We start from the raw sequence: 16,576 nt of genomic DNA, 5'->3' as shown, positions 1-16,576 counted from the left end.
TAGGGAGGAGGGCAGTTTCGTTACCGGCGAGTAAAAGGCCAGGTGAGGAGGCCGCATGACGATCACATGGCCGCGGTCCGCGCACCGGGTCACGATCCAGCGCGATCTGCCCGTGCCCATGGCCGACGGGGTCGTCCTGCTGGCCGACCGCTACGCGCCCGTCGGCGCCGTGCGCCCGCCGACGATCCTGGTCCGCTCGCCGTACGGCAGGCGGGGGATGTTCGGGTTCGCCTACGGCAGGGCGTTCGCCCGGCACGGGTTCCAGGTCGTGCTGCAGAGCTGCCGGGGCGGGTTCGGCTCCGGCGGGCTGCTCGACCCGCTCGGCGACGAGCACGACGACGGCCTGGCCACCCTCGCCTGGCTGCGCGCCCAGCCCTGGTACGGCGGCGACCTCGCGATGCACGGCCCCTCCTACCTCGGCTACGCCCAGTGGGCGATCGCCCCGTTCGCCGGCCCCGACCTGAAGGCCATGGCGACCTCGGTGACCGCCTCCCAGTTCCGTGACGCCGCCTACGTGGGCGGGGCGTTCGCGTTGGAGTCCACGCTGATGTGGATCACGCTGACCGCCTCGATCGACGGCCCGTTCGGCGGTGCCGCCGCCCTCCTCGCGCCGCGCAGGACCAGGCGGGCGGCGCTGTCCGGGCGGCCCCTCGGGGAGATGGACGTGCTGTCGGCGGGCCGGGACCTGCCGTTCTTCCAGGACCTGCTGACCCACCACGCCGACCCCGGGTCCTACTGGGCGGCACGTGACTTCTCCGCCTCCGTCGGCGAGGTCGGGGCCGCCGTCACCATGGTCGGCGGCTGGTACGACGTGTTCCTGCCGTGGCAGATCAAGGACTACACGGCGATGCGGGCCGCGGGCAGACGCCCCCAGCTGACGATCGGGCCGTGGTACCACGCCGACGTCCGGCACGGCAGGGCCGCCAATGCCGACGCGCTCGCCTGGTTCAGGGCGCACCTGCTCGGCGATCCCTCCGGCCTGCGCCGGCAGCCGGTCAGGCTGTACGTCACGGGCGCGGGCGAGTGGCGCGACTACCCCGACTGGCCGGTTCCCGGCATGCGGGAACGACGCTGGCACCTGCAGCCCGGCCGGGCTCTCTCCCCGGACAGCCCCTCCTCCGGCGAGCCGGACCGCTACCGCTACGACCCCGCGCACCCGACCCCCGCGCTGGGCGGCCCCGTCCTGCTGGGCAACTCCGAGCCGCGGGACAACCGGCGCCTTGAGGCCCGCCGTGACGTGCTCGTCTACACCGGGCCCGAGCTGCGCGAGGACACCGACGTGATCGGCCCGGTCCGGGCCGAGCTGTACGTCAGGACGAGTACCGAGCACGCCGACGTGGTCGTCCGCGTCTGCGACGTGCACCCCGACGGCACCTCCTACGACGTGTGCGACGGCGTGCGCCGCCTGCTTCCCGGCTCTCCCCAGCCCGACGTGGACGGCGTGCGCCGTGTCCTGGTCGACCTGTGGCCGGTCGGCCACCGCTTCCGCAGGGGTCACCGCATCCGTCTGCAGGTCGCGGGCGGCGCCTACCCCCGCATCGCCCGCAACCTCGGTACCGGAGAGCCGCTGGGTACCGGCAGCGCGATGGTCGCCTGCCTGCACGAGGTCTTCCACGACCCCGTCCGTCCCTCGGCGGTCGTGCTGCCGCTCGTGACCGGCTGAGAGCGGGGCGGGGTTAGGGTCGGAGGGTGCGCGCGGCCAGGCTGATGTCGTTGGTGCTGTTGCTCCAGGCCCGTGGCGGGATGACCGCCGCCGAACTGTCCGAGGAGCTGGAGGTCTCCGAGCGGACCGTCCACCGGGACGTGCTGGCCCTGTCCGAGGCCGGGATCCCGGTCTACGCCGACCGGGGCAGGGGTGGCGGTTACCGCCTGCTCGACGGGTACCGCACCCGCCTCACCGGCCTCGACCGGGCGCAGGCGCAGGCCCTGTTCCTGTCCGGTGTGCCCGAGGCGCTGCGCGAGATGGGCCTGGGCGAGGTCGGGGCCGTGGCGCGCCTGAAGGCGTCGGCCGCGCTGCCCGCGGACGCGCGGGACGCCCAGGCGGACGCGGCGCAGCGCTTCCACCTGGACGCCCCCGGCTGGTTCGCCCGTGACCGGCCGCCGCCGGAGTCCCTGCTGCCGCTGGCCAGGGCCGTGTGGGGCGATCATCCGGTGACGGCCGCCTACCGGGGCGCCCGGCGGACCCTGGAACCGTACGGCCTGGTGCTCAAGGCCGGGGTCTGGTACGTCGCGGCCCGTTCGGTGATCTACCGGGTCGAGCGGCTCAGCGAGGTCGAGGTCCACGCCGATCGGTGTTTCACCCGCGATCCCGGCTTCGACCTGGCCGCCTTCTGGAACGAGCGCGCCGCCGAGTTCGCCCGTTCCCTGCTCAAGACGCGGGTGACCGTACGGCTCAGCCCCGAGGGCCTGCGCGCGCTGCCCGTCTTCGCCGACCCGGCGGCCCTCGACGACGCGCTCGCCTCCGCCGGGGAGCCCGACGAGCGGGGGTGGGTCACGCTCCACCTGCCCGTCGAGTCCCCGGAGGTCGCCTACGCGCAGATCCTCAGGTTCGGCCCGGAGGCCGAGGTCCTCGACCCGCCGTCCCTGCGCGCCCGCGTGGCCGAGGCCGCCGCCCGGCTGCACGGCCTGTACGACCGACAGGTCTAGCGGTAGCCGGTGGCGTCCGCGGGCTTGTCCTGGTCCTGGACCTCGACGATGTAGCGCCAGGCGTCCGGCCTGCTGCCGTCCACGTCGGTGAAGCCGTAGACCTGGGCCAGCTGCCCGCTGGAGAGGGACTGTCCCGACCAGCGGACCCGGTCGGGGTCGGCGGCCAGGGCGACGACCGCGCGCCCGGTGTAGGCGGGCGACTCCGAGATCACGAAGTGCGGTTCCCTGACGAGGGCGTCACGCCAGGTCTCCTCGGTGACGCCGTAGTGCTCAAGCATCATCTCCGAGCGCAGCCAGCCCGGTGTGAGCGACACGGCCGCGCAGCCGTACGGCCTCAGTTCGTGGGCCTGGGAGAAGGCCAGGCGGTTGACCGAGACCTTGGCCAGGTCGTAGAAGAACGAGACGCGGTAGTTGACGGCGTTGTACTCGGCGGTTCCGTCGGTCACCTCGACGACCAGGCCGCCGGGGTTCCTGGTCAGCAACGGCAGGGCGTGGTGGCTGGTGATGACGTGGGTGTCGATCGCCAGTCTGAGCAGGCGCAGGCCGTCCTCAAGCGAGTGCTTCCAGAGCGGGGTGTCCCAGGCGGCCAGCGGGTCGCCGCCCCAGACGTCGTTGACGAGCAGGTCGAGCCTGCCCTGCTCACGGTCGATCCGCTCCACCAGCGCGCGCACCTGCTCTGACTCCAGATGGTCCACCTGTACGGCGATGCCCCGGCCGCCGGCCCGCGTCACCAGTTCGGCTGTCTCCTCGATGGTCTCGGGGCGGTTCATCTCCGAGCGGTGCTCGCGGGTCGTCCTGCCCGTGCAGTAGACCGTGGCTCCGGCCTCGCCGAGCGCCGTCGCGATGGCCCTGCCCGTCCCCCTGGTCGCCCCGGCGACCAGGGCGACCTTCTCTCGCAGTGTCGTGTGCATGCCACTGACCCTGCCCAAGAAACAGGACACCTTATGTCATGTTTTCGCGCCGTGTCCGGCGGCGGCCGGAGTCGGGTCAGCCGACGGCGTCGACGAAGCGCCGCGCGTCGGGCTCGGTCATACCGGTCTCTCCTCTGACGAGCAGGACGGCCTGTTCGGCTCGGCCGGAGGTCTTGAGGTCGTGGACCCGGGAGGCCAGATCGGCGCCGCCGCGACGCGGAGTCGCGGAAGGGGGTTGCGCGGAGTGCGGCAGAAACGTCGCGGGCCTGGAGGAGCGCCGTACGAGAAGGACGAGGGCGGTGATGATCCCACCGAAGAACAGGATGAGGATCAGACCGATGATGACCAGTTCCGTAGGCCCTAAATTCGGCATGGCACCAGCCTATTGCGAATTCGCCGGACGCGGCCGACCGCCATACCTCCACTAATCCTGTCAAGGAAGCTGATACTCCGGTCGATAGGGCGAATTCTCCACATTTGCCCCGGTCACCGGGGTATCGACCTACCGTTCGCCGCGTAAAGCACCCCGTTCGGCGCTCCGTGACCGCAATGAAACAACCACGTAATTACGCTTCCGGTCAGCCGAAGGAGTCAACCCCCCATTCGGTTGTCCGTTCTCCAGCCCCGAGGAGACCGTATTGGCCACTCCGGACAAGGACAGAGGCGATCGCAGCCCGTGGAACCGGCTGCTGATCATTCCGATCGTCGTGCCTTTGCTGCCCTTTCTCTACAACGCCCTCGACCCCCGGTTTCTGGGTTTCCCACGGTTCTACTGGTTGCAGCTCGCCTTCGTCGCCCTCGGCGTCGCCTGCACCGCGACCGTCTACCAGATGACCAAACGGAGGCGGTGACCCGTGAACGCCCACCTCACCGAGATCATCGTCTTCACCGTGCTGTTCCTGGCCGTCAGCGTCATGGGGTTCGTCGCCTCACGCTGGCGCCGCCCGGACGACCTCGCCAGCCTGGACGAGTGGGGACTCGGCGGCCGGAGCTTCGGCTCGTGGGTCACCTGGTTCCTCATCGGCGGCGACCTCTACACCGCCTACACCTTCGTGGCCGTGCCCGCCCTGCTGTGGGGGGCGGGCGCCACGGGCTTCTTCGCGATGCCGTACACGGTCATCACCTACCCGATCGTGTTCCTGGTGCTGATCAGACTCTGGTCGGTCTCGCACGTACACGGGTTCGTGACGCCCGCCGACTTCGTCAGGGCCCGTTTCGGCTCCCCGACGCTGGCGCTGCTCATCGCGATCACCGGCATCGTGGCGACCATGCCCTACATCGCGCTCCAGCTCGTCGGCATCGAGGCCGTACTGAAGTCGATGGGCGTCACCGGACACCTTCCGATCATCATCGCCTTCGCCATCCTCGCCGCCTACACCTACCAGTCGGGGCTGCGCGCCCCGGCCCTGATCGCCTTCGTCAAGGATTCGCTGATCTACATCGTGATCCTGGCAGCCCTCGTCGTGATCCCGCTGAAGCTCGGGGGCTGGGATGCGATCTTCGACGCGGCCGAGGCCAAGTTCGCCGCCACGCCCGCGCCGGGTGACGGCATCCTGCTCAACGGCGGCAACCAGCTGCAGTACATCACGCTGGCTCTGGGCTCGGCACTGGCGCTGTTCCTCTACCCGCACAGCGTCACCGGCGTGCTCGCGTCGAAGAACCGCGACGTGATCAAGCGCAACATGTCCGCGCTGCCCGCCTACAGCCTGTTGCTCGGCGTGATCGCGCTGCTCGGCTACATGGCGATCGCGGCCGGGGTGAAGCCGATCGTGACGGCGGGCAGGCCCGACAGCAACACGATCGTCCCGCAGCTGTTCGACCAGATGTTCCCCGACTGGTTCACCGGCGTCGCCTACGCGGCGGTCGGCATCGGCGCGCTGGTCCCGGCGGCCATCATGTCGATCGCCGCGGCGAACCTGTTCACCCGCAACATCTACCGGGAGTTCCTGAAGCCCGCCGCGACCGACGCGGACGAGGCCAGAGTCTCGAAGATCGTGTCCCTGCTCGTCAAGGTCGGCGCGGTGCTGTTCATCCTGTTCATGGACACCGGCTTCTCCATCGACCTCCAGCTCGTCGGCGGCGTCATCATCCTGCAGACACTGCCCGCGGTGGGGCTCGGTCTCTACACCCGCTGGTTCCACCGGGGCGGCCTGGTCGCCGGGTGGGCCGCGGGCATGACCTGTGGGGTGCTCATGCTCTACAGCATCGGCAACCCGGTGACCGGCAAGGCGCACTTCGCCGGATCCGCGTTCCCGCTGAGCAACCTGGGCCTGGACACCAGGATGACGGTCTACGCGGGCCTGCTCGCCCTGGCCGTCAACCTGCTCGTCGCCGCGATCGGCACCCTCGCCGCCCGCGCGGCCAGGCTCGCCGACGGCGGGGACCTCACCAGCCCCGCCCACTACACAGCGGACGAGGGCGACCCCCGGGTCAAGGATCTCGACCTCGTCGGCTGACATCCGAATACGGCTTTCGCCGGGTCCGTCCCCGATGGGCCGGACGGACCCGGCGGGACCCTCCGCAATAACCCTAATTTCCTACCGTATTAGTTGACATTATCGGCGAGGAAGCCTACCGTGAGGGCATGACCTCCCCGCTGTACCTCACGACACGAGGTCACGTGGACCTCTGCCGCGTGGCCAGCGCGCTGTGTCCTTCCACCCGGTCTTGAGAAGGTTCCATTGGCTCGTTGGAAGGAAGACACGATGTCGTCACTCGTCATCACCCCCGTCGCCGGGCGCATCGGCGCCGAGATAGTCGGCGTCCGGCTCGGTGGTGAACTGCCCGCCGAAGTCGTCAAGGAGATCCGTGCGGCCCTGCTCCGCCACAAGGTGATCTTCTTCCGTGGTCAGAAACACCTCGACGAACCCGGCCAGGTGGCCTTCGCCCGCCTGCTCGGCCCGCTGACCACCGCCCACCCGACCGTCCCCGCTCTCAACGACGACTTCCCCATCCTCGACCTGGACTACAGCAGCGGGCAGAAGGTCGACCGGTGGCACACCGACGTCACGTTCGTCGACCGTCCGCCACTGGCCTCGGTGCTCCGGGCCGTCGTCGTCCCTCCCTCAGGAGGCGACACCCTGTGGTCCAACACGGTGGCCGCCTACGAGAACCTCCCCTCGGAACTGGCGAGGCTGATCGACGGGCTGCGCGCCATCCACACCAACCAGTTCGACTACGCGCGGGTCAACGCCTCCGACGACCCGGAGAAGGCCCGCAGGCACGCCGAGGTCTTCTCCTCCATCTCCTTCGAGACCGAACACCCCGTCGTCCGCGTCCACCCGGAGACGGGAGAACGCTCGATCCTGCTCGGTGACTTCGCCAGACGGATCATCGGCCTGCCCAACGACGTGTCGGCCTCACTGATCCGCCTGATCCAGGAGCAGGTCACACTGGTCGAGAACACCGTCCGCTGGCGCTGGTCCCCCGGCGACGTCGCCATCTGGGACAACCGGGCGACCCAGCACCGGGTCGTACACGACTTCGGGGCACAACCGCGCCGCCTGCACCGGGTCACCGTCGCCGGCGACGTCCCCGTGGGCGTCGACGGCCGCCCGAGCGAGGTGCTGTCCGGCGACGCCTCGATCTACTCGCCCATCGCCTCCGTCACGCCCGTCGCCGCCTGACGGGGGCCGTCTGACAGGGGCACGGTCCCCTCGGGTACGGCGCGCCGAAGAACTTCGCCGCCTCCCCTCCGAAGCAAGCCCGCCCGGCTCCTCCTCCACCGGGCGGGCTTATTCGTGCCGCGAAAAGGGGCGGCTCTCGTCGCCTCAGGCGTTCCACGCGCAAGCCCCCTCCTCCTCCAACACTCTGCGCGGGGCCGGTGCCGACGCCCGGCACCTGTGAGGTGGCAGCCATCGGGAGGCCGGTGTCCGACGGATGTCCCACCATCGCCCGGGGTCCCGGGTGGCGAGCCCGCCACAGCCGTACGCCGTGTTCGCGCTGGTCGCCTAGCACCGCCTATAATTTAGACCAGCATCGAATTAAGGAATCGCCCATGGCCGTCACCGCCCCCGCCTCCACCGGTGCGCAGTGCTGTGCGCCGATCGCCCGCGAGCCCCTCAGCGAAGCCGACGCCGCCGAACTGGCCACGCTGCTCAAGGCCGTGGCCGACCCGGTGCGGCTGCGGCTGCTGTCGATGATCGGCTCCCACGCGGGCGGTGAGGCGTGCGTGTGCGATCTGACCGGCGTCTTCGACCTGACCGCCCCCACCATCTCCCACCACCTGAAGGTGTTGCGCACCGCCGGGCTGATCGACGGCGAACGCCGAGGAACCTGGGTCTACTACCGGATCATCCCCGAGGCGGTGAACAAGCTGGGCGCGCTGTTCACCCCGCTCGCCACCCCCGCCGCAGCGCAGAACGGCCCCGTGGACGTGGAACTGCTCACCGTATGAGCCGACGCGGCTCGTCTGACGGATGTCGTGGTCGTCGGCGCCGGACAGCCGGGCCGGCGGCGGGCTACCACCTGCGACGAGCGGGCGCCGACTTCGTCATCTCCTGAACGCCCACCACCCCGGAGGCATTCTGGCCTTATTGCCCGGTGACGGCGCTGCGCCGTTCCAGCAGGACCACGTCCCGCCAGAGGCCGCGGTGACGGCCGACGCGTTCGCGGGTGCCGACCACGCGGAAACCGAGCCTGTCGTGCAGGGCGAGGCTGGCGGTGTTGTCAGGGAAGACCCCGGCCTGGATCGTCCAGATCCCGGCGTCCTCACTGGCGGCGATGAACTCCTCCAGCAGCGCCCGGCCGATGCCGTGCGCCTGGCACCCCGGGTGGACGTAGACGCTGTGCTCGACCACCCCGGCGTACACCGGCCGGGCCGAGACCGGCGAGGCGGCCACCCAGCCGACGACCTGACCGGTCGCGGTGTCGACGGCCACATACCGCAGGTGCGCCAGCTTGCCCGCGGTGAACCCCTCCCAGGAGGGCGCCGTCGTCTCGAAACCGGCCTGCCCCGTATCCAGGCCCGCCTGGTAGATGGCCAGCACCTGCTCGGCGTCACTCTGGAGCATCGGCCGGATCCCCAGGCCCGTCCCGGCGGGCTTGGCTGCCTGGACGATCTCCTCGTGCGTCATCATGGGTTCCCTTCACTCACAAACCGGTACGGCCGGAACGGGGTTACCCATCACCACGTCAGCGGCGGTGGGGAAACAGCTCACGCATGCCTCGTTGATCCGATACAGGCTGGTGGTGCCCTGCCGTTCGACCAGCACGAACCGCACCTCGGCCAGAACCTTCAGGTGGTGCGAGACGGTCGACTGCCCCACCCCGGACACGGTCACGATCTCGCCCACACTCATCGGCGTGCGCCGCCGGGCCAGCAACGACACGATCTGGATGCGGGTGGCGTCCGCGAGGGCCTTGAACCAGCTCGCGTACTGTTCGGCCTCCGCACGGGGCAGTGACTTCTTCTCGTCATTCATCGTCTATCGACGATATACGATGAATGACGGATGTGCCACCATGGCCGTCAACCGGCCTCTGCCGCGAAGTGTCGTCGGCGTTCAGAGCCGTGTGAACATGGAACGCATCTGAACGAGCTCGGCTTTCTGGCGGGTGATGATCGAGGCGGCCAGTGCCGTGGCGCGTGGAGAAAGGCCGTCTCGCCGCTCGGCCACGGCCAGGCCGATCGCGTCAGTATGGTGCCAGACCATCATGTCCAGAAATATCCGGTCAAAGTCGGTCCCGGACGCCTCATCCAGGGTTTCCAGGTCAGTCCAGCCCATCATGTGCGGGCCCCGGTGCATACCGGGTCCCATGTCCTCCGGCCCTCGGTTGCACGGACCCCGCTCGTCGTCCCCTCCGCCGGGTGGTCCCGTCATGCACGGACCCAGGCCGGGAGCCGGTTCTCCCCAGTTCCTCAGCCAGGCGGTCAGCTGGGCGATCTCGGCTTCCTCGGCCCGTCCGATCCGCTCGGCCAATGCCCTGACCCGGGGGTTCGAGGTGTGTGTCCCGGCCATCCCGGTCATGATCAATGTCTGCCGGTGGTGAAGGATCGTCTCCTGGGCGAAGCGTACGTCCTGAGCGTTGTGCTCCTCGGCCAGGACGCCGGTGGACGAGACGGCCGGAGCACCGATCCACGGCCCGACGAGCGCGACATGAAGGTCGCCGGGGCCACCGCAGGCCATCAGAACGGCGCTGACGCCCAGAGCCGCGAGACCTACGCGGCGGGCGGGAAAACTCGGTGCAGCCATGGCGTCCCCCTGACGGGGTTCTCACATCCGGCGCGCGGCCGGACGGCACGGATTCTTGGTGGCGGGCGCCCCACCTGTGCGGGAACGCGGCAGGCCCGCCTCCACTCCATCCCATGCTCTGGACCGATTGATCACAGCCGCCTGATGTCACCCCTTTGTGGGACTTATGTCCTGTTCTGGAGGAGACCAAGGAGCAACCGGTTCGGCTCACGGTGAGCGGAGGGAGGAGAAAACCGGGTGCGCGGAGTCCGGAGCGGCGGTCAGGGAGAAGTAGGCCTCCTCCTCCTGGTCGAAGTGGAGCACCAGGACCGCGTACAGGCCGTAGAGGCAGGCACGCAGGTCGTCGAGTTGTTCGGGACGGAGCCCTTCCGCTCCGGCAAGGGCGAGGTGACCGTCCAGGCGGCGGATGAGGCGTTCGATCTCCGCGTGCGCCCTGCTCATGGTCATCGTGACCTCCGAACCGCCCAGGGCCTGTCCCATGGCCGGGTACAGTCGTCTCTCCTCGGCGCGTTCGTGGGGCAGCAGGCGTTCGGTGAGGAAGTCGTGGACCTCCCGCAGCCGGTCGAGAGCCACCTCCGGGGGGCTCTGGCCGAGCCGGTCCGCCGTCTCACGGATCAGTTCCAGGGGTGGCCTCAGCGAGGAGTGCTCCATCTCGAAGCGGCGCAGCAGGGACTCGGTCTCCGCGTCGACCACCGTTCTGGTCCCCCTGGTGGGACGCAGCGCCCGCAGCGCGTTGAGGATCACCGTGACGTCGATGGCCTCCTGCAGCAGGGCGCCGGCCGCCGGAGGCAGTGCTCCGGCCGCGGCCACAGCCATGGCCAGCAGCGACAGTCCCATCCCCGCGGCGGCGCTCTGTACGGCGATGCGGCGGGAGCGACGGGCCACGTCCATGGCGTCGGCGAGCCGGTCCAGGTGGTCGGTGGTGAGCACCACGTCGGCGGCCTGGGCCGAGGCGGCCGACCCTCGGGCGCCCATGGCCACCCCGACGTCGGCGGCGGCGAGCACGGCGGCGTCGTTGACCCCGTCGCCGACCATCACGGTCACCGCCTCGGCCACCTCCCGCCGTACCGCTTCCACCTTGGCCACCGGCGTCTGCTCGGACAGCACCCGGTCGACGCCGAGCACCGTGCCCACGCTCTCCGCGACCTCGGCCCTGTCTCCGGTGAGCATGATCACCTTTTCGATCCCGGCGGTGCGCAGCCGCCGCAGGGTCCGCGCGGCGTCGGCCCGTACGGCGTCGCGCAGCAGGATCACCCCGGCCGTCCGGCCGTCGACCGTGACCCAGACGGTCATGGCGCCGTCCAGCGTGGCCCTGGCCCGCTGGGCTCGTTCCCATTCGGAATCGGACCGGGCCGCCGCCTTGCCGACCTCTACCCGGCGTCCCCCGACCAACCCCGTGGTCCCGGTGCCCGGCTTCTCCTGCGCCTCGGTTGGTTGGGGCAGCGTGAGGCCGCGAGCGTGAGCGGCGTCGACGATCGCGGCGGCGAGCACGTGGGAGGACATCTGGTCCAGCGCGGCCGCCAGACGCAGCACGTCGTCGGCCTGGGCACCGGGGGCGGCCACCACGTCGACCACCTCGGGGCACCCCGCGGTCAGCGTGCCGGTCTTGTCCAGGACAAGCGTGCGGGCCTGCCCCAGCCTCTCCAGTGCTCCCCCTCCTTTGACCACCACGCCATGACGCGCCGTACGGGACAGACCGGAGGCGATGGCGGCGGGCGCGGCCAGCAACAGCGGGCAGGGGGTGGCGACGACCAGGACCGCGACCGCCCGGACGGGATCTCCGGACAGCAGCCAGGCGCCCCCGGCCAGCAGCAACGTCGCGGGCAGGAACCAGGCGGCGAACCGGTCGGCGAGCCGCACCACGGGAGCGCTGCCCGCCTCGGCCTGCCGTGCCAGCCGTACCACTCCCGCGTAGGCGCTTTCGGCCGCGATCCGGGTGGCCCGCAGGTCGAAGGCGGCACCGGCGTTCACCACGCCGCTGCGCACCCCCTGCCCGGCGGGGCGTTCGACCGGCAGCGCCTCCCCTGTCAGCGCCGACTCGTCCAGCGACGCCAGGCCCGCGGCGACCACCCCGTCCACAGGGACGGTCTCACCACTGGGGACCAGCAGCAGGTCACCGGGGCGGACCAGGCCGACGTCCACCTGGCGGGGCGTCCCGTCCTCGTAGCGACGCGCCGAGCGCGGAGCGCGTTCGTACAGGCCGGTCAGGTCACGGCGGGCCCGGCGCAGGGAGTAGTCCTCCAGCGCCTGGCCGGTGGCCAGCATCACGCCGATCACCGCACCGGCGAAATACTCCCGTACGGCCAGCGCCCCGGCCAGGGCGAGCACGGCGATGGCGTCCACGCCCAGCCGGCGCTCGCGCAGCGCCGACAGCACCTGCCAGAGCGCGGGAAGCAGGGCCACCACCGTGACGGCCGCCCACACGGCGTCTCCGACCGGGGCCGCTCCGGCCAGATGGCACACGGCCCCGGCCGCCAGCCCGGCCACGGTGACCACCACGAACGCGGTGCCGCCGAACTTTCGCATGTTCTCAGCCTTTCCGCTGCGAAGCGGCTCGCCCGGATCCGCCGGCCCGCACGGGCCCAGGACCGGATCGCCACCGGACAGTGAACGTGGTGCCGCGTTCCTCGGTGCCGCGGAGAGGCTCACAACGACCGGTCCGCCCTGCTGGAGGCATCGACGGGACAGGAGTCCTCATGTACAAGCCCACGGTCAGATCAAGCGTCGGACGCGGGAGTGAAGGAACCCAGAGACGACAGACCTGCTATTTGGTGACTTTGGACCCGTTTCTCCATAAATCCCGGCGCGGTGAGTGTCACCGCGCATCCTGCACCCGGCTGCCTCTCCTTCCCAGCGGCCCGAAAGGCCCGTCGTCCTGGGACTTCCGGCCCTCACCTCCTCCTTTTCCCTGCGATGGAATGGAGGGCATGGCGGACCTGCGGCGGTCCGCCCCTTTCTCGCTGGGAGATCTCGATGACCGGACACATGACGACCCCGGGAGACCTGGGCCGCCGGGTGAGCAGACGGCGTGAAGACCTGGGGCTGACCCGCGACCAGCTGGCCGACCACGCCGAAATCGACGCCCTGTACCTGGCGTACCTGGAGGAGACGCCCGCCGCGCCGTCGGCCGAGACCGTGCGCAGGCTGGCCACCGCTCTGGGCGTCGGCGTCGCCGAACTGCTCGGTGGGACGGTCGATCTGCCTCCCGGCCGGGGCCGCCCCACCGCGGGTCCCCGCCTGAACAGGCTCGACCCCGCCGAGTGCCTGCGGCTGATCGCTCCCGGCGGCGTAGGCAGGGTCGCCTTCAACGAGCCTGAGGGGCCGGTGGTCCTGCCGGTCAACTACGCGGTGCACAACGGTGCCGTGGTCTTCCGCACGGCCTTCGGCGGCCCGCTCGACGGCAATCTGCGCACCGGCGTCCAGGGGGCCGAGTTCAAGGTCGCCTTCCAGGTCGACCGGATCGACGAGGCCGGCAGAGAGGGCTGGAGCGTGCTCATCCGCGGCGGTCTCCACCACGTCGTGACCGGCGACGAACAGGCGGACGCGGAGACCTCCGGCGTCCAGCCGTGGGCGGGCGGCGACCGCGAGCTGTACGTCTCGATCACCCCCGCGGAGATCAGCGGGCGGCGCATCCAGCACGTCCTGTGAGGCCGCACGACCGTCTCGTGGCCGGTGATCCACCACGTGCGTGATCCTCCAATGATCGGTCAGCCCTGATGGCGGCGGCGCGCGCCGCCGTACCGTGCGAGTGAGGGGGTGCGCCATGCCGTTGCCCGCGGTCGTCGACCTTGGACGGATCGCCGCGGTGGTCTTCGACACCGACGGGGTCGTCACCGACACGGCCGGGGTGCACGCCGCCGCGTGGAAACAGGTGTTCGACCCCTTCCTGCGTGAGTACGCCGACCGATCCGGGGGGCGGTTCCGGCCCTTCGACGCCGGTGGGGAGTATCTGCGTCATGTCGACGGCAAATCCCGCCGCGACGGGGTGGAGGACTTCCTCCGCTCCCGGGGCATCGCGCCGGACCCGGAAACGGTGGCGGACCTGGCCGCGCGCAAGGACGCCTTCTTCCTGGCCGAGATCCACAGGAACGGTGTCGCCGCCTTCCCCTCGACCGTCGAGGTCGTTCGTGAGCTCCGGCGTCGTGGGGTGCGTACGGCCGTCGTCTCGGCGAGCCGTAACTGCGCGCGGGTGCTCCGCGCGGCGGCGGCCGACCACCTGTTCGACGTCCGAGTCGACGGTGTCGAGGCAGCTCGGCTGGGACTGGCCGGAAAGCCCGACCCCGCGCTGTTCCTGAAGGCGGCCGAGGAACTTGAAGTGTCGCCGCGGCGGACGGCGGTGGTCGAGGACGCCCTCGCCGGGGTGCGGGCGGGCAGGCGGGGTGGGTTCGGCCTCGTCATCGGCGTCGACCGGCACGGCTCGGGGGACGCGTTACGGGCGGCGGGAGCCGACATCGTCGTCGGCGATCTGGCGGAGCTACGACTGGCCGGGAGAAGCGGTGAACCCTTGGCTCCTCATCTATGACGATGACGATCCCGCCTCCGAGGGACTGCGGGAGGCACTGACGACGCTCGGCAACGGCTACTTCGCCACCCGTGGAGCCGCACCGGAGGCGCACGCCGACGGTGTGCGCTATCCCGGCACCTACGTGGCCGGCTGCTACGACCGGCTCTTCTCCCGGGTCGCGGGCCGTACGGTGGGCAACGAGGATCTCGTCAACGTGCCGAACTGGCTGCCGCTGACCTTCCGCGTCGACGATGACGACTGGTTCGCCCCCGGCACGGTTGAGTTCCTCACCGCCCGCCGCGTTCTCGACATGCGTGCGGGAGTGCTGACCCGGCTGCTGCGTGTCCGCGACTTCCGGGGACGGATCACCCGGCTGGAGCAGCGACGGCTGCTCTCGATGGACGATCCGCACCTGGCCGCCCTGAGGACGACGATCGTCCCGGAGAACTGGAGCGGCACGCTCCGGGTCCGCTCCGCTCTGGACGGGCGTGTCGTCAACTCCGGGGTCGCCCGCTATCAGGGGTTGGCCGGTCGGCACCTGGTGCCGATCAGCTCGCACGCCGCCCACGGGGTGATCGGGTTGCTGACGCGTACCGCCACCTCTCGCGTGGAGATCGCCCTGGCCGCCCGCACCACCCTGACCGGAGGACACGACCATGCCGACGGCGGTGTCTCACACGACGCCCGGAAGGAGTGGGTGAGCGACGAGCGGACCGTGGAGGTGGCCGAGGGCCAGGAGATCGTCGTGGAGAAGGTGGTCGCCCTGCACACCTCCCGTGACCGGGCCATCGCCGGGAGCGAGAGCGCCGCCAGGACCGCGGTGGCACGTGCGGGTTCCTTCGAGGCTCTGCTCGGACGGCACACGCGAGCCTGGGATCGGCTCTGGCAGCGGGCTCACGTGACAGCCGAGGACGCCGACGTCCAGCAGGTCCTCAACCTGTACATCTTTCACCTGTTGCAGACGGCCTCCCCGCACCTGGCCGAACTCGACGCCGGGCTTCCCGCTCGCGGCCTGCACGGCGAGGCCTACCGGGGACACGTGTTCTGGGACGAGGTGTTCGCCTTCCCCTTCCTGGCGCCGCGCTTGCCCGAGGTCACCGAGGCGTTGCTGCGTTACCGGTGGCGGCGGCTGCCCGAGGCGCGCTGGGCCGCGCGTGAAGCCGGGTACACCGGGGCGATGTTCCCCTGGCAGAGCGGCAGCGACGGCCGGGAGGAGACCCCCCGCCTGCACCTGAACCCCCGATCGGGCCGCTGGCTGCTCGACCACTCCCATCTGCAGCGGCATATCGGCCTGGCCGTGGCCTACAACGTCTGGCGGCACTACCTGGCCACCGGGGACACCGCCTTCCTGGCCGGCTTCGGCGGCGAGCTGCTGGTGGAGATCGCCCGGTTCTTCGCCTGCCTCGCCGTGCGGGAGGGAGATCGGTACGCCATCCGGGGCGTGATGGGGCCCGACGAGTACCACGACGGCTACCCGGACCGCGCCGAGCCCGGAGTGGACAACAACGCCTACACCAACGTGATGACCGCCTGGCTGATGCGCCGCGTCCTGGACATGATCGCCCTGGTCGGAGCCGGAAGGGTGAGCCAGGAGGAGGTCGACCGCTTCACCGCCATGGCCGCACGGATGCGGGTGGACTTCCACGACGGGGTGATCAGCCAGTTCGAGGGCTACGACGCCCTGAAGGAACTGGATTGGGCCTCCTATCGCAGGAAATATGGTGACATTCGGCGGCTTGATCGCATCCTGGAGGCCGAGGGAGACACTCCGAACCGGTACAAGATCTCCAAACAGGCCGACGTGCTGATGTTGTTCCACCTGCTGGGCTCCGACGGGCTTGGCGAGGCGCTGACCGGCCTGGGCCACACGTGGAATTCCGCGATGGCGGCGCGCACCGTGGACTACTACCTGGCCCGCACCTGCCACGGCTCCACGCTCAGTGCGGTCGTGCACGCCGGGGTCCTCGCCCACGTACGTCCCGGCGCCTCCCAGCCCTTCCTCGTCGAGGCGCTGAACAACGACGTACGGGACCTGCAGGGCGGAACCACGGCGGAGGGGGTCCATCTGGGGGCGATGGCCGGGGTGGCCGTTCTGTTCGAGAGGCCCTGAGCACCACCGGCTAGCGCATGTGACCGTCAGGGCCGCGCGGCTCCACTCGGCAGGGGGCCGGTGTGGCTGAGCCGGGACGCCCGGCGCCGCGCGTGGTGGGCGTGTCCACGGCGCCGGACGGCGGGCCCACCACCCTCCGGGAACGCGGAGAACACCTTCTTGGCCGGCTCGACCAGGACCAGGTAGCCGACGACGACCGGCCCTGCCACCA

Annotated in this window: 17 protein-coding genes; 10 read left to right on the top strand and 7 right to left on the bottom strand. The window is 70.6% G+C overall.

Annotated elements, in window-relative coordinates:
• Positions 1–55: 55 nt before the first annotated feature.
• Together ACFOYY_RS30810 and ACFOYY_RS30805 are read left to right on the top strand one after the other, a co-directional pair.
• Positions 56–1,663, top strand: coding sequence for a CocE/NonD family hydrolase (locus ACFOYY_RS30810; RefSeq protein ID WP_386194498.1), 1,608 nt, complete (start codon positions 56–58; stop codon positions 1,661–1,663).
• Positions 1,664–1,689: 26 nt separating this feature from the next.
• Complete coding sequence (locus tag ACFOYY_RS30805) at positions 1,690–2,646, top strand: helix-turn-helix transcriptional regulator (RefSeq protein WP_352011754.1); 957 nt, start codon at positions 1,690–1,692, stop codon at positions 2,644–2,646.
• Here the strand turns inward: ACFOYY_RS30805 and ACFOYY_RS30800 are convergent.
• Positions 2,643–3,557: an SDR family oxidoreductase gene (locus ACFOYY_RS30800; RefSeq protein ID WP_352011753.1), complete on the bottom strand. Its 915-nt coding sequence runs from the start codon at positions 3,555–3,557 to the stop codon at positions 2,643–2,645. The two genes, ACFOYY_RS30805 and ACFOYY_RS30800, sit on opposite strands and share 4 nt — an antisense overlap.
• A 76-nt stretch (positions 3,558–3,633) precedes the next feature.
• On the bottom strand, positions 3,634–3,930 hold the full coding sequence (locus ACFOYY_RS30795; protein ID WP_386194495.1) for a hypothetical protein: 297 nt from the start codon (positions 3,928–3,930) through the stop codon (positions 3,634–3,636).
• Between the two features lie 265 nt (positions 3,931–4,195).
• On the opposite strand from ACFOYY_RS30795, the gene ACFOYY_RS30790 reads away from it, so the two are divergent.
• From ACFOYY_RS30790 to ACFOYY_RS30770, 5 genes are all read left to right on the top strand, one after another.
• Positions 4,196–4,408, top strand: coding sequence for a DUF3311 domain-containing protein (locus tag ACFOYY_RS30790; protein ID WP_352011751.1), 213 nt, complete (start codon positions 4,196–4,198; stop codon positions 4,406–4,408).
• A gap of 3 nt (positions 4,409–4,411) precedes the next feature.
• Positions 4,412–6,013 carry a monocarboxylate uptake permease MctP gene (gene mctP / locus ACFOYY_RS30785; protein ID WP_352011750.1) on the top strand — a complete coding sequence of 534 codons (1,602 nt, stop codon included), beginning with the start codon at positions 4,412–4,414 and terminating at the stop codon, positions 6,011–6,013.
• Positions 6,014–6,141: 128 nt separating this feature from the next.
• Positions 6,142–6,228 carry a putative leader peptide gene (locus ACFOYY_RS30780; RefSeq protein ID WP_352012079.1) on the top strand — a complete coding sequence of 29 codons (87 nt, stop codon included), beginning with the start codon at positions 6,142–6,144 and terminating at the stop codon, positions 6,226–6,228.
• Positions 6,229–6,262: 34 nt separating this feature from the next.
• A complete protein-coding gene (locus ACFOYY_RS30775) occupies positions 6,263–7,183 on the top strand; it encodes a TauD/TfdA dioxygenase family protein (protein ID WP_386194492.1) in 921 nt (306 codons plus the stop codon).
• Between the two features lie 371 nt (positions 7,184–7,554).
• Positions 7,555–7,953: a metalloregulator ArsR/SmtB family transcription factor gene (locus tag ACFOYY_RS30770; protein WP_386194489.1), complete on the top strand. Its 399-nt coding sequence runs from the start codon at positions 7,555–7,557 to the stop codon at positions 7,951–7,953.
• A gap of 136 nt (positions 7,954–8,089) precedes the next feature.
• Here ACFOYY_RS30770 and ACFOYY_RS30765 read toward each other — a convergent pair whose 3' ends face one another.
• The 4 genes from ACFOYY_RS30765 to ACFOYY_RS30750 all read right to left on the bottom strand — a co-directional run bounded on the left by ACFOYY_RS30765 (position 8,090) and on the right by ACFOYY_RS30750 (position 12,277).
• A complete protein-coding gene (locus ACFOYY_RS30765) occupies positions 8,090–8,635 on the bottom strand; it encodes a GNAT family N-acetyltransferase (protein ID WP_386194487.1) in 546 nt (181 codons plus the stop codon).
• A 9-nt stretch (positions 8,636–8,644) separates the two neighbouring features.
• Entirely contained in the window at positions 8,645–8,980 is a 336-nt protein-coding gene (locus ACFOYY_RS30760) for an ArsR/SmtB family transcription factor (RefSeq protein ID WP_362776369.1), read from the bottom strand.
• An 81-nt stretch (positions 8,981–9,061) separates the two neighbouring features.
• A complete protein-coding gene (locus tag ACFOYY_RS30755) occupies positions 9,062–9,751 on the bottom strand; it encodes a DUF305 domain-containing protein (RefSeq protein WP_386194483.1) in 690 nt (229 codons plus the stop codon).
• Positions 9,752–9,958: 207 nt separating this feature from the next.
• Positions 9,959–12,277, bottom strand: a complete 2,319-nt coding sequence (locus tag ACFOYY_RS30750) for a heavy metal translocating P-type ATPase (protein ID WP_386194480.1) — start codon at positions 12,275–12,277, stop codon at positions 9,959–9,961.
• Between the two features lie 447 nt (positions 12,278–12,724).
• Here ACFOYY_RS30750 and ACFOYY_RS30745 point away from each other — a divergent pair, with 447 nt between their 5' ends.
• From ACFOYY_RS30745 to ACFOYY_RS30735, 3 genes are all read left to right on the top strand, one after another.
• Entirely contained in the window at positions 12,725–13,399 is a 675-nt protein-coding gene (locus ACFOYY_RS30745; protein ID WP_362776372.1) for a pyridoxamine 5'-phosphate oxidase family protein, read from the top strand.
• Positions 13,400–13,514: 115 nt separating this feature from the next.
• Positions 13,515–14,273, top strand: a complete 759-nt coding sequence (locus ACFOYY_RS30740) for an HAD family hydrolase (RefSeq protein ID WP_386194477.1) — start codon at positions 13,515–13,517, stop codon at positions 14,271–14,273.
• The gene (locus ACFOYY_RS30735) at positions 14,248–16,365 is read left to right on the top strand and encodes a glycoside hydrolase family 65 protein (RefSeq protein ID WP_386194475.1); all 2,118 of its coding nucleotides are present in this window, start codon (positions 14,248–14,250) and stop codon (positions 16,363–16,365) included. Before ACFOYY_RS30740 ends, ACFOYY_RS30735 begins: the two co-directional genes overlap by 26 nt.
• A 26-nt stretch (positions 16,366–16,391) precedes the next feature.
• On the opposite strand, the gene ACFOYY_RS30730 is transcribed toward ACFOYY_RS30735, so the two are convergent.
• Positions 16,392–16,574: a hypothetical protein gene (locus ACFOYY_RS30730; protein ID WP_352011741.1), complete on the bottom strand. Its 183-nt coding sequence runs from the start codon at positions 16,572–16,574 to the stop codon at positions 16,392–16,394.
• Between the last annotated feature and the right edge of the window lie 2 nt (positions 16,575–16,576).

Source organism: Streptosporangium jomthongense (assembly GCF_042650425.1).
GTDB lineage: Bacteria > Actinomycetota > Actinomycetes > Streptosporangiales > Streptosporangiaceae > Streptosporangium.
The sequence above is the reverse complement of the archived record's forward strand: the minus strand, read 5'-3'. Positions and strand labels throughout refer to the sequence as shown.

What these genes read in the sequence shown, in the direction of transcription:
- ACFOYY_RS30810 (WP_386194498.1), top strand. Translation starts at nt 56, where the DNA reads ATGACGATCACATGGCCGCGGTCCGCGCACCGGGTCACGATCCAGCGC.
- ACFOYY_RS30800 (WP_352011753.1), bottom strand. Translation starts at nt 3,557, where the DNA reads ATGCACACGACACTGCGAGAGAAGGTCGCCCTGGTCGCCGGGGCGACC.
- ACFOYY_RS30795 (WP_386194495.1), bottom strand. Translation starts at nt 3,930, where the DNA reads ATGCCGAATTTAGGGCCTACGGAACTGGTCATCATCGGTCTGATCCTC.
- ACFOYY_RS30780 (WP_352012079.1), top strand. Translation starts at nt 6,142, where the DNA reads ATGACCTCCCCGCTGTACCTCACGACACGAGGTCACGTGGACCTCTGC.
- ACFOYY_RS30775 (WP_386194492.1), top strand. Translation starts at nt 6,263, where the DNA reads ATGTCGTCACTCGTCATCACCCCCGTCGCCGGGCGCATCGGCGCCGAG.
- ACFOYY_RS30770 (WP_386194489.1), top strand. Translation starts at nt 7,555, where the DNA reads ATGGCCGTCACCGCCCCCGCCTCCACCGGTGCGCAGTGCTGTGCGCCG.
- ACFOYY_RS30765 (WP_386194487.1), bottom strand. Translation starts at nt 8,635, where the DNA reads ATGATGACGCACGAGGAGATCGTCCAGGCAGCCAAGCCCGCCGGGACG.
- ACFOYY_RS30760 (WP_362776369.1), bottom strand. Translation starts at nt 8,980, where the DNA reads ATGAATGACGAGAAGAAGTCACTGCCCCGTGCGGAGGCCGAACAGTAC.
- ACFOYY_RS30755 (WP_386194483.1), bottom strand. Translation starts at nt 9,751, where the DNA reads ATGGCTGCACCGAGTTTTCCCGCCCGCCGCGTAGGTCTCGCGGCTCTG.
- ACFOYY_RS30750 (WP_386194480.1), bottom strand. Translation starts at nt 12,277, where the DNA reads ATGCGAAAGTTCGGCGGCACCGCGTTCGTGGTGGTCACCGTGGCCGGG.
- ACFOYY_RS30745 (WP_362776372.1), top strand. Translation starts at nt 12,725, where the DNA reads ATGACCGGACACATGACGACCCCGGGAGACCTGGGCCGCCGGGTGAGC.
- ACFOYY_RS30740 (WP_386194477.1), top strand. Translation starts at nt 13,515, where the DNA reads ATGCCGTTGCCCGCGGTCGTCGACCTTGGACGGATCGCCGCGGTGGTC.